The organism is Kitasatospora sp. NPDC098652, from assembly GCF_044760155.1.
In the GTDB taxonomy this organism is placed as follows: domain Bacteria; phylum Actinomycetota; class Actinomycetes; order Streptomycetales; family Streptomycetaceae; genus Kitasatospora.
Genome location: NZ_JBIWAQ010000008.1, coordinates 111,575 through 124,563, shown reverse-complemented (window position 1 = coordinate 124,563; position 12,989 = coordinate 111,575). Strand labels below are relative to the sequence as shown.

Annotated in this window: 2 protein-coding genes and 1 pseudogene; all 3 read right to left on the bottom strand. The window is 76.0% G+C overall.

Annotated elements, in window-relative coordinates; translation table 11 throughout:
• Positions 1 to 3 precede the first annotated feature (3 nt).
• On the bottom strand, positions 4 to 3,402 hold the full coding sequence (locus ACIQWA_RS19385) for an amino acid adenylation domain-containing protein (protein ID WP_402483987.1): 3,399 nt from the start codon (positions 3,400 to 3,402) through the stop codon (positions 4 to 6).
• Positions 3,399 to 7,583 (bottom strand): amino acid adenylation domain-containing protein, encoded by a 4,185-nt coding sequence (locus ACIQWA_RS19380; protein WP_402483986.1) that lies wholly within the window; start codon positions 7,581 to 7,583, stop codon positions 3,399 to 3,401. Before ACIQWA_RS19380 ends, ACIQWA_RS19385 begins: the two co-directional genes overlap by 4 nt.
• A 64-nt stretch (positions 7,584 to 7,647) precedes the next feature.
• Positions 7,648 to 12,939: pseudogene (locus ACIQWA_RS19375) on the bottom strand (type I polyketide synthase); the annotation flags it as partial.
• Positions 12,940 to 12,989: the final 50 nt, after the last annotated feature.

The following is a 12,989-nucleotide window of genomic DNA, read 5'->3' as shown; positions in this document are numbered from 1 at the left end:
GGATCAGCGACCCACCCGCTCGGACAGGGTGCGGGCCAGCTCGGCGACCGTCGGGTTGTCGAACAGCATCTCCAGGTCCTCCTCGGCGTCCTGCACGATGCCGAGCTCGGCGCGGATCTGGGCGATGATCCGCACCGCGTGCAGCGAGTCGCCGCCGAGTTCGAAGAAGTTGTCGTGCACCCCGAACTTCTGGTCGCCGAGGGTCTCGGCCCACAGCCGCAGCAGCCGCTGCTCCATCTCGTCGCGCGGGGCGACGGCCGCCTCGCCCTCGCCGTCCTGCCAGGGCTCGGGCAGCGCCGCGCGGTCCACCTTGCCGTTCGCGCTGAGCGGCAGCCGCTCGATGAACATCAGGTGGTGCGGCACCATGTAGCCCGGCAGCAGCCGCTCCAGGGCGGCCCTGAGGGTGTCGGCGTCGGTCGGGTCGCCGGGCGCCCCGACGATGTGGGCGACGAGCTGGCGGCGGCCGGTGCGCGGGTTGGTGCGCAGCGAGCACAGCGCCTCGGCGACGCCGGGCTGGGCGCGCAGCGCGGCCTCGATCTCGCCGAGCTCGATCCGGTAGCCGTTCAGCTTGACCTGGAAGTCCATCCGGCCGAGGAAGTCGATGTCGCCGCCGGGCAGGTAGCGGCCCAGGTCGCCGGTCCGGTACAGCGCCTCGCCGGTGACCGGGTGGGTGACGAACCGTTCGGCGGTGCGCTCCTCGTCGGCCCAGTAGCCGCGGGCCAGGCCCGCGCCGCCGATGAAGATCTCGCCGGGCGTCCACACCGGACAGGGGCGGAGGTCCTGGTGCAGGACGTACGTCCGCTGGTTGGCCAGCGGACGGCCGTACGGGATCCGGGTCCAGTCCGCGGGGACCTCGCCGATCGGGTGGTGGATCGACCAGATCGACGCCTCGGTGGCGCCGCCGAGGCCGATCACCCGCGCGTCCGGGTGCGCGGTGCGGACTGCGTCCGGCAGTCCGACCGGGATCCAGTCGCCGCTGAGCAGGACCAGCCGCAGCGCCGTCGGCTCCGGGCCGGCGGTGGGGCTCTCGGTCAGCGCCTGCATCAGCGCGGGGACGGAGTTCCACACGGTGACCCGGTGACGGCGGATCAGCTCCTCCCAGTGCGCGGGGTCGTGCAGCCGGTCGGAGGCGGGCAGGACCACGGCCCCGCCCGCCGCCAGGATGCCGAACACGTCGTACACCGAGAGGTCGAAGCTGAGCGCGGACAGTGCCAGCACCCGGTCCTCGGGGCCCACGCCGAAGCGGGTGTTGAGGTCCTGGATGGTGTTGGCCGCGGCCCGGTGGTCGATCATCACGCCCTTGGGCCGCCCGGTGGAGCCCGAGGTGAAGATCACGTACGCCAGGTCGGCGGGCGCGGGGTGGTGCGGGGGCGCGGCGGTGTCGGCGGTGCGGACCTCCTCGTCGGCGGGGGACAGCACCCGCACCCCGTCCGGCAGGCCGTCCCCGTCCGGCAGGCCGTCCCCGTCCGGCAGGCCCGCCCCGTCGGCCGGACGCGCGGTGGTCACCACCAGCTTCGCCCGGCCCTGCTCCAGCAGCCGGCGGCGGCGCTCGGCGGGCCAGCCGGGGTCGACCGGCAGGTACGCGGCGCCCGAGGCGGCCACCCCGAGCACGGCGGCGACCTGGTCGAAGCCCTTGTCCAGGACCACGCCGACCAGCTCGCCGGGGCGCACCCCGCGGGACTGCAGCACCCGGGCCAACCGGTGGGCCTGATCGAGTAGTTCGCGGTAGGTGTGGGAGCCCGTGGCGGTGATCACGGCGACCGCGTCCGGGGTGCGGCGGGCGCTCTCGGCGACCAGCCCGTACAGCGTCAGCTCGGGGATCGGCTGCTCGGTGGCGTTGATCCGGGCGCGCTCCGCGGCCTGGGCGGCGGGCAGGCCGACCAGCGCCGTGGCGTCCCAGACCGCCGGGTCGTCGGCCAGCCGGTCCAGCACCGCGCCGAAGGCGGCGAACATCTCGTCCACCAGTCCGGCCGGGAACAGCTCGTCCACCGCGTCCCAGTTGTAGACCAGGTCGCCGTGCTCCTCGGTGACCTGGTGGTCCAGCCAGACCTGCGGGGTCTGGCTGATCTGGTGCACCAGCCGGCCGAAGAACTCCATACCGGCGGACGGGTCCTCGTCCTCGTTCCCGGCGATCATCGCGGTGAACACCACGGGCATGCCCGCGCCGAGACCGCCGCCGCCCGCCCTGGCGCGCTCGCGCAGCACCCGGACGCCGCTGAACTCGGCGTGGTCCAGGTCGCGGAGCAGTTGCTCCTGCATCGCCCGGACCCGGGCGGCGAACGGCTCGCCGGGGGCGTCCGGGGCGGCCAGCAGCACGGTGGAGGTGAAGTCGCCGACCAGGCTGTCGATCCGGGGGTGCACCGGCGGGCGGTTCAGCAGCGTCAGGTTGAGCGTGAAGTCGGGCTGCTGGGACCACTGGCGCAGCACCTCGGCGTAGCCGGTCATGAGCACCGTGGACGGGGTCAGGCCGCGGGCCCGGGCGGCCGCCTTGACGGCGCGCCAGCGGGCGGCGGGCATCCGGCCGTGGTGGTGGGTGAACCGGGGCCGGCCGAGCACGCCGGGCTGCACGGCCAGCGGCAGCGCGGGTGCGGCCGGCAGCTCCGGCACCCGGGCCCGCCAGTACTCCTCGGCGGCCCGGTGCCGGGCGCCGTCCCGGGCCTCCTCCTCGGCCAGGACCACGTCCCGGAAGGAGAGTTCGAGCGGCTCGGGGGTCCAGTCGGGCTGCTCGTAGAAGCGCCGCCAGTCGCCGAACAGCACGTACATGCTGAACCCGTCGACGACCAGGATGTCCAGGCCGACGTGCAGCCGGACCACGTCGTCGTCCAGCAGCGAGGCACGGACGTCGAACAGCGGCCAGCGGTCGGTGGGCAGCACCTGGTGGTCCATCTGCTCCCGGGTCGCCGCGAGCCGCGCGGCCTGCTGCTGTTCGGGCAGGCCGCGCAGGTCGTCGACGGCGATCCGGTACGGCTCCACCTCGGGCAGCACCTGCTGGCGGCCGTCCGGGGTGATCACGGCGCGCAGCATGTCGTGCCGGGCGATCACCCTGCGCAGACTGTCCTGGAGCCGTTCGAGGTCGAGGCCGGTGCGCTCGCGCTCGGTGTAGAGGTAGGTGGCGACGCCGCCGAGCTCGACGGCCGGGCGGCGGCCGACCCAGTAGGCGTGCTGGATGTCGGTGAGCGGGAACGGCTCGTGCCGCTCGGCGGGCCGGGGCACCAGCGCCGGGCGGGCCTCCCCGGCGGCCACGCCGCGCAGCACGGCCAGCAGGTCGTCGCGACTCGCCTTCAGCCGGTCGCGGAGCTCCGGGGTGAGCGAGCCGGCCGGGGCGACGACGTCGAGGCGGTCGTCGGCCAGCCGGAGTTTGATGCCGCGCCGGTGCAGTTCGGCGAGCAGGTCCTCGGTCATCGGGAATCGTCCTTCGCGGTGGACCGGGTGATCGCGTGCGCGACGGCGCCGGCCGACGGCCCGGTGAGGAGGGTGTGGTGGGTGCCGGGCACCCCGGTGGTCGTGACCCGCCCGTGGGTGAGGGTCGACCAGCCCCAGGAGGGTTCGGCGGTGTACGGGTGGTCGGCGAACTCGGAGACCGTGCCCTCGGTGGCCCGGACCACCGTGACGTCCGCGCCCGTGCGGGTCGCGGTGTAGCGGTTGCAGGCGAGCACCACGGCGCGGAACACCGTGTACGCGGCGGCCAGTTCGGCGGGGCCGAGGTCCGCGCCGGGGCCCGCCAGCCGGTGCAGCAGTGCGCCGGTCCCGTCCGCGACGGCCGGGTCGGCGGGGTCGGTCGGGTCGGCTGCCTCGGAGAGCAGCTTGAGCGCGTCCGGGTCGGCGGCGGCCGGGTCGAGGCCGAGGTCCAGGTCCTCCAGGAACCAGCGCGGCAGGTCGAGCGGCTCCGGCTCGCGCGCCTCCAGCGGGGCCGGCGCGTCGATCACCACCAGCCGCTCCACCCGCTCGCCCAGCGACTCCAGCCGCTCGGCCATGGCGGCGGCGATCACCGCGCCGGAGGACCAGCCACCGAGCAGGTACGGCCCGTGCGGGCGGACTTCGCGCAGCGCGTCCACGTACAGGGTGACCAGCTCGGCCATCGTCTCCGGCGGGTGGGCCGGGGCCTGGAGGGCGTGGCAGGCGCCGCCGAGGCGGTCCGCGAGCTCGCGGTAGCAGAGCACGTTGCCGCCCGCCGGGTGGACCAGGAACCAGGGGTTCTCCGGCCCCTCCCGCAGGGTCACCAGCGGCGACCAGGCGGTCTCCCCGGCCTCCAGCCACTGGGCCAACCCGGCGACGGTGCGCCGCTCCAGCAGCGTGCCGAGCGGCACGCGGCGGCCCAGGCCGTGGGCGATCCGGCCGATCACCCGCAGCGCGGTGAACGACTGCCCGCCGAGCGCGAAGAAGTCCTCGTGGACGCCGACCCGGCCGGTGCCCAGCACGGCGGCCCAGATCTCGGCCAGCGCGGCCTCCAGCGGCGTGCGGGGCGCGGTGTACGGGCGGGGGGTGGCCGCGTCCTCGGCGGCCAGCGCCTGCAGGGCGGCCCGGTCGAGCTTGCCGTTGGCGGTCAGCGGCAGCCGGTCCAGGACGCTGATCCGGCTCGGCACCAGGTAGCGGGGCAGCCGGTCGGCGAGCCGGGCGGCCAGCTCCTCCGGCGTGGGCTCGGGCCCGCCCGGGGCGGGCGTCACGTACGCGGCCAGCTGCATGCCGGAGTCGGTGCGGTGGGCCACCACGGTGGCGCGGGCGACGGAGGGGAGTTCGGCGAGCGCGTGCTCGACCTCGCCCGGCTCGATCCGGAAGCCCTGGATCTTCACCTGGTGGTCGGCCCGGCCGAGGAACTCGATCTCGCCGCTGGGCAGGTAGCGGCCGAGGTCCCCGGTGCGGTAGAGCCGCTCGCCGGTCACCGGGTGGGTGACGAACGCGGCCCGGGTGCGCTCCTCGTCGCCCAGGTAGCCGAGGGCCAGGCCGACGCCGCCGATGTGCAGCTGGCCGGTGACCCAGGTCGGGGCGGGGCGGCCGTACTCGTCGAGGACGTGCCAGGTCTGGTTGGCCAGCGGACGGCCGTACGGGATCGAGGTCCAGTCGGCCCCGACCTCGTGGATCGGGTGGCAGATCGACCAGATCGACGCCTCGGTGGCGCCGCCCAGCCCGATCACGGCCGCGTTCGGGGCGACCGCCCGGATCCGGTCCGGCAGGTCGACCGGGATCCAGTCGCCGCTGAGCAGCACGGTGCGCAGTGACGGGCAGGTGGCGCCGGTCGCCTCCGCCTCCTCGACCAGCAGCTGCATCAGCGCCGGGACGGTGTTCCACACCGTCACCCCGTGCTCGCGCACCGCGGCGAGCCAGGCCGCCGGGTCGGGCTCGCCGGACTCCGGCAGCACCAGGGTGGCGCCGGCCCGCAGCGCGCCGAAGACGTCGTAGACCGACAGGTCGAAGCAGAGCGAGGACACCCCGAACAGCACGTCGGAGGCGGTGACGCCGAACCGGCGGTTGATCTCGGCGACGGTGTTCAGCGGCCCCCGGTGGTCGAGCATCGCGCCCTTCGGGCGGCCGGTGGAGCCGGAGGTGTAGATCACGTACGCCAGGTCGGTCGGCGCGGCCTCGGGCGCGGCGGGCGCCGGGTCGGCGGGGGCCTGCGCGGTGACGTCCAGCACCGGCGCGGGGGTCAGCACGGCGATCCGGTCGCGGTCGGCCGGGGCGGCCAGGACGGCGTCGGGGGCGGCGTCGCCGAGCACGGCGCGCAGCCGCTCGTCCGGCCAGGCCGGGTCGAGCGGCACGTACGCGGCGCCCGCGGCGAGCGCGCCGAGGACGGCGGCGATCTGGAACCGGCCCTTGGGCAGCACCACGCCGACCAGCCGACCGGGACGGGTGCCGGCGGACCGGAGCAGGGCGGCCACCCGGTCCGTCTCGGCCCGCAGCTCCCGGTAGTCCAGGGTGCCGTCGCCGGCGCGGACCGCCGGGTGGGCGGGCCGCTGCTCGGCCCAGCTGCGCAGCGGGTGGTGCAGCAGCCCCGAAGGCGGTTGGCAGGAGGGCCGGTTGAGGGCCGCCCGGAGCTCCCGGTGGCTCTCCGGCAGCAGGTCGAAGGCGACGGTGGTCCAGGCGTCGTCGGAGGCGGCGAGCTGCGCCACCATGCTCCGGTAGCCCTGCTCCATGGCGTCGATCAGCCCGGCCGGGAACATCGTCTCGATGACGTCCCAGACCACCCAGAGCCGACCGTCCGTCAGGTCCCAGAACTCGCAGTCGATCAGGGTCTGCGGGGTCTCCAGGCGGCTGGCGACCGGCCGCTCCTGCTTGCCGACGAACAGCGCGCTGCCGATCGCGAACGGGCAGACCGCCCGGCCGGGGGTGCGGCGGGCCTGGTTGAGCGCCTGGAGCACCTTGACGCCGCTCCAGTGGCAGTGCTCGACGTCGGCCAGCACCCGGGCCTGGAGGCGGCGGACCCGGTCCTCGAAGGACTCCTCGGGGCGCCAGTCCACCTCCAGCGGGTAGAGCGAGGCGAAGTTGCCCAGCACGTCCGGCATCTGGTGGTGCAGCGGCAGCCGGTGGGTGATCATGTTGTTCAGCAGGAAGTGCCGCGAGCCGCTCCAGTACGAGAGCACCTCGGCGTGCACCGCCGACAGCACGTTGGTGGTGGTCAGGTTGCGGGCGGCGGCCTTCTCCTTGAGCGCCGCCCACACCTGCGGCTCGAACAGCAGCTCGCGCCGTCGCAGGTCGGACCGGCAGCGCGGGTCGGCGTCGGCGGCCAGCGGCACCGGCGGCGCCTCCGGCCAGTCGGCGATCCGCTCGGTCCAGTAGGCCCGGGCGGCCCGGCCCGGCGCGGACTCCTCCAGCTCGGCCAGCGCCTGCACGCACTCGCGGAAGGTGATCTCCAACTCGGCCGGGGCCCAGTCGGGTTCGCGGTAGCGGCGGAGGATCACCGGGATGAAGCGGAGCAGCGAGGGGGCGTCGCTGAACAGGTTGTTGTTGTTGAGGTGCAGGCGGGCGCGGCCGCCGGGGAGCCGACTGAGCCGCAGGTCCACCCACGGCCAGCTGTCGTGCACCGGCTCGGTGTCCTCCATCTCCCGCCGGACCCGCTCGACCTCCCGCATCGCTTCGGCTTCCGGCAGGTGCCGGACGTCCAGCACCGGCAGCGGGGCCGGGGCCGGGTCGCGGACGGCCTCCAGCCGCATGTCGTCCCGGACCACCACCAGGTTGTGGCGCTGGTGGTGGAGTTCGGCGTTGAGGGCGGCTTCCAGCCGTTCCGGGTCCAGGTCCTCGACCTCGTACTCGAAGTACTGGTGCGGGCGGACGTAGTACTCGAAGCCCTCCCGGCTGCCGATCATGAACGACGCCTGCAGGTCGGAGGGCGCGAACGGCTCGTACCGGGAGGCCACGTCCGGCACCACCTGCGGCAGCACCGCGTCGGCAGGCCGCTCGGTTTCCAACGAGCCGAGCCAGGAGAGCAGTTCGGGCTTGAGGCGGCCGATCCGGTCGCGCAGCTCGGCGGTCAGCCGGCCGGCCGGGGCCTTGACCTCCAGCCGGCCGTCCTCGGTGGCGCGCAGCCGGATGCCGGTACGGGCGAGCTCGTCGAGCAGGTCGGCCACGGCCGTCGTGGCGGTTGCACTCACAGCGGTAGCTCCTTGTCCAGCAGGGTGTCGGGGCGGGGCCGGGCGGCGGACCGGGGGGAGGGGATCACAGGGTCAGCACCTCGGTGTCGGCGTCGTCGTCGAAGCCGTCGTCGGCCAGGACGGACAGGGCGGTCAGCTGGCGGCACACCAGGTCGGTGATCTCGCCGCCGGTGCTGGAGAAGAGGACCTCGGTCGGCACGTAGGCGCCGAAGTCGGCCTGCAGCCGGTTGCGCAGCTGGATGATGGTGAGCGAGTCGTAGCCCAGCTTGTTCATCCGGCGGTCGGCGAACTCCGGTCGCAGCTCCTCCCGTTCGGCCTCGGTCAGGCCGAGCGTCCGGGCGGTGCGGGCCAGCAGCTCGGTCAGGACGGTCTCCCGGGTCCTGGCCGGGTCGGTCGCCGCCAGCAGGGCCAGTTCGCGGATCCGGTCCGGGTCCGACGCGTCCTGCTCGACGCCGCCGCCCGCGCCCGCCGGCCGCAGGTCGGCCAGCAGGGTGTACGAGGAGCGGCCGGGGCCGGTGGCGAAGCGCGCCCAGTCCACCGCGACCACCGTGGTGTGCGCCGCGCCGCCCAGGGTGCCGAGCAGGGTCAGTGCCTGGTCGGCGGGCAGCGGGGCGATGCCGGTGGCGGCGAAACGGGCCAGGATCTCCGGGGTGGCCGCCATGCCGAACTCCTCCCACGGGCCCCAGTTGACGCCCAGGGCGGGCAGTCCGTGGTGGCGCCGGTGCTCGGCCAGTGCGTCCAGGAAGGCGTTGCCCGCGACGTAGCCGGCCTGGCCGGGGGCGCCGAAGACCGAGGCGATCGAGGAGTAGAGCACGAAGAAGTCCAGGTCCAGACCGGCGGTGGCCCGGTGCAGCAGCCAGCCGCCGCGGACCTTCGGGTCCATGATCCGGCGCAGTTCGGCGGCGTCCTGGTGCTCCAGCACGACCTCGGACTGCACCCCGGCGGCGTGCACCACGCCGCGGAGCGGGGGCAGCCGGTCGCCGGTGGAGGCGACCAGGGCGGCCACCGCCGACGGGTCGGTGACATCGGCGGCCACCAGCTCGACCCGGACGCCCGCCGCGCGCAGCCGCGCCACCTCGGCGGGCTCCGTCGCGGGCACCCGGCGGCCCGTCAGCAGCAGGCAGCGGGCGCCCCGGTCGGCCAGCAGGGCCGCGGTGGCCAGGCCGAGCGCGCCCAGGCCGCCGGTGATCAGGTAGCTGCCGTCGGGGCGGACCGGCAGCGGATCGGCCGGGGCCGGGGCCTGCTCGTGCAGGCGGGCCTCGTACCACTGTCCGTCGCGGACGGCGAGGTGCCCGGAGCCGGGCAACCGCGCGGCCAGCCGGAGCAGTTCGGCCGGTTCGGGGGCGGGGGCGGCCGGATCCAGGTCCAGCTGCACGCAGCGGACGTCGGGGTACTCGGCCAGGACGGCGCGCAGCAGACCGGCGGCCGGGGCCTGCCGGACGTCCGGATCGTCGGTGCCCGGGCGCGGGGCGGTGGCGCCGGTGGTGCACAGCACCAGGTCCGGCCGGCCCGCGGCGTGGTCGCGCAGGAAGGCGGCGACCGTGCCGAGCACCGACTCGGCCAGGGCGGTGGCCCGGTCCATCGCGAGGGAAGGCTCTGTCGCTCCGGTCGCTCCGGTCGATCCGGGGGCTCCGGTCGATCCGGGGGTCAGCCGGATCAGCAGGCCGCGGGGGACCGTGCTCTCGGCATCCACCGTCAACTGCTCTGCTCGGGAGGGGAGTTCACCGTCCACGGTGTGCACCGTCCAGCTGCCGGACGGCGCGGCGGCCTCGGCGTCGCGCGCCGCGAGGGGCTGCCACCGGACGGTGTACCGGCCGGGCCCGGCCGGTGCGGACGGGAAGGCACCGCGCGGGACGGCCCGCATCCGCAGGCCCCGGACGGTGGCGAGCGGCGCGCCGTCCTCGGCCAGCAGGTCGAGGTCGAGGGTGCCCTCGGGCGCCCCCTCGGCGCGCTGCCAGCGGGCCAGGCACCAGAGCCGCTCGGGCAGCCGGTCGTACACCGTGAGCGCGGCCAGTCCGGTCGGCACCCACGGGTCGGGCTCCTCCTCCGTGAACGCCCCGACGCTCTGCACGCAGGCGTCCAGCACCACCGGGTGCAGCACGCCGTCCTCCGGCTCGGCCCGGCCGGTCACGTCGACCAGGGCGAGCGCCCGGTGGCCGTCGCGCCAGGCCCGGGTGATCGCGCGGAACGGCGGGCCGTAGTCCAGCCCGACCCGGGTGAAGCGTTCGTACAGTCGGGCCGGGTCCAGCTCGGTCATCCCGTCCCGCAGGCCGTCCGGGTCGACGGGGGCGGGCGCGGGAGCGCCGCCGGGGGCGACGGTCGCCGTCACATGGGAGGTCCAGGCGCCGCCCGGGGCGCCGGACCGGCCGAGGCAGCGGACCCGGCCGTCCTCGCCGATCACGGTCTGCACGGTCACGGTGCCACCGTCGGGTACCGGCAGGAAGCTGGTGAAGGCCGCGTCGGTGACCGTCCAGCCCGCCGGGCCGCCGTCGCCACCGGCCCGGCCGGCGGCCAGCACCCACTCGAGCATCGCGCTGGCGGGCAGCACCGCGCCCGCGCCGAGCCGGTGCCCGCCCACGTACCAGGGGCGTTCGGTGGTGAGGGTCTGCCCGAACCGGCGCTCGGCCGTGTCGGCGAGCTCGATCTCGGCGCCCAGCAGCGGGTGCCCCTCGGCCGCGCGCGGCCCCGCGGCCGCCGGCTCCAGCCAGTGCCGGCGGCGCTGGAACGGGTAGGTGGGCAGGTCGATCCGGCGTGCCCCGGGCCCGTACAGCTCCTCGGGCCAGCGCACCGCCACGCCGTCCGCCTGCAGCCGGGCCAGCGCGGCCAGCAGGGTGCGGACCTCGGGACGGCCGCGGCGCAGCACCGTCACGGCGCCCTCGGTGCGGCCCTGGACGCCGCTCTGCTTGACCAGGCCGGTCAGGGTCGCGCCGGGGCCCAGTTCCAGCCAGTTGGCGACGCCCTGGCCCGCCAGGTGCCGTACGCCGGCCAGGAAGCGGACCGGGCGGCGGAGCTGGTCGGCCCAGTGACCGGGCGAGCGCAGCTGCTCGGCGGTGACGGGCAGGCCGGTGAGGTTGGAGACCAGGGGGATCCGCGCCGGGCGGAACTCGAGACCGGCGGCGGCCCTGCGGAAGTCGTCGAGCACCGGGTCCATCTGGGCGGAGTGGAAGGCGTGGCTGACCCGCAGCCGGGTGGTGGTGCGGCCGCGCGCGGCCCAGGCGGCGGCCACCCGCAGCACCGCCTGCTCCTCGCCGGAGACGACCGTCGCCCCGGGGGAGTTGACGGCGGCGACGGACACGGCGGGCTCGGCGGCCAGGGTCTGCGCCAGCTCCTCCTCGGTGGCCTCCACCTGCACCATGGCCCCGTTCCCGGGGGCGGCCTGCATCAGCCGGGCGCGCGCGCCGACCAGCGCGCAGGCGTCCGGCAGGGACAGCACCCCGGCGGCGTACGCGCCGCTCAGCTCGCCCACCGAGTGGCCGAGCAGGAAGTCCGGCTCGACGCCGAAGGAACGGACCAGCCGGTACAGCGCGGTCTCCAGCGCGAACAGCGCGGGCTGCGCGTAGCCCGTCCGCTCCAGCAGGGCGGAGGACTCCTCGGACTCCTCGGCGAACACCAGGTCGCGCAGCGGGCGGTCGAGCAGGGGGTCGAGCAGCGAGCACGCCTCGTCGAAGGCGTCCGCGAACACCGGGAAGGCGGCGTGGAGTTCACGGCCCGTGCCGGGCCGCTGGGCGCCCTGGCCGGAGAACAGGAAGGCGGTCCGGCCGGGGCGGGCCACGCCGCGCACGGCCCCGGCCGGGTCCTCGCCGCGGGCGAGCGCGGCCAGGCCGGTCAGCAGGTCCTCGCGGCCCTCGGCGAGCAGCGTCGCGCGGTGCTCGAACAGGGTGCGGCCGGTGGCCAACGAGCGGCCGAGGTCGCGGGGCTGCGCCGCCGGGTCGGCGGCGAGCCGGCGGTGCAGCCGGTCGGCCTGGGCACGCAGCGCGCCGGCGTCACGGGCGGCCAGCGTCACCGGGACGGGGTGCGGCGCGGGGGCCTGCTCGGCGGCGGGGGCGGGGGTCTGGTCGGTGGCGGGGGCCTGTTCCAGGATCAGGTGGGCGTTGGTGCCGCTGATGCCGAAGGAGGAGACCGCGCAGCGGCGCGGCCGCTCGGCGGCGGGCCAGGCGGTGGGCTCGGGGACGAGCGCGATCCGGCTGCCCTCCCAGTCGACGTGCGGGGTCGGCCGGTCGGTGTGCAGCGTGGCCGGGACGATCCCGTGCCGCATCGCCAGCACCATCTTGACCATGCCCGCCGCACCGGCCGCCGCCTGGGTGTGGCCGAGGTTGGACTTCAGCGAGCCGACCAGCAGGTCGGCCGCCTTGCCGCGCCGCTCGCCGCCGTACGCGGCGATCAGGGCGCCGGCCTCGATCGGGTCGCCCTGGACGGTGCCGGTGCCGTGCGCCTCGACCACGTCGACCTCGGACGGGGTGAGCCCGGCGGCCTCGAGGGCCTTGCGGATGACCCGGGTCTGGGCGGTGCCGCTGGGCGCGGTGAGGCCGTTGCTGGCGCCGTCCTGGTTGATCGCGGAGCCGCGGATCACGGCCAGCACGGGGTGGCCCTCGCGCTGCGCGGTGGAGAGCCGCTCGAGGGCCAGCATCACGGCGCCCTCGCTCCAGCCGGTGCCGTCGGCGGCGGCGGCGAAGGGTTTGCAGCGGCCGTCGGGGGCCAGACCGCGCTGGCGGGCGAACTCCAGGAACATGCCGGGGTGCGGCATCACCGAGGCGCCGCCGGCCAGCACCAGGTCGCACTCGTCAGCGCGCAGCGACCGGCACGCCTGGTGCACGGCGACCAGGGAGGAGGAGCAGGCGGTGTCGAAGGTGACGGCGGGGCCGGTCAGGCCGAGGGTGTACGCGATCCGGCCGGAGGCGACGGCGTCGGAGGTGCCGGTGAGCAGGTAGCCGGCCGAGTCCCCGGTGGACTCGGCCAGGGTGCCGCCGTAGCCGTTGTGGCTGAGCCCGACGAAGACGCCGGTGGCGCTGCCGCGCAGCGAGGCCGGGTCGACGCCCGCCCGCTCGACGGCCTCCCAGGCCGTCTCCAGCAGCAGCCGCTGCTGCGGGTCGGCGGCGGCCGCCTCGCGCGGGGAGATGCCGAAGAAGGAGGCGTCGAACTCGGCGGCGCCGTGCAGGAATCCGCCGCTGCGGGTGTATGTCGAGCCGGGGCGGCCGGGCTCGGGGTGGTAGAGGCCCTCGACGTCCCAGCCGCGGTCGGCGGGGAAGTCGGTGACGGCGTCGCGGCCGTCGACCAGGAGCTGCCAGAGGTCCTCGGGGGTGTCGACGCCCCCGGGGAGGCGGCAGCCGATCCCGACCACGGCGATCGGTTCGGTGGCCCGCTCCTCGGTCTCGCGCAGCCGGGCTTCCGTCGCGTAGAGATCGAGGG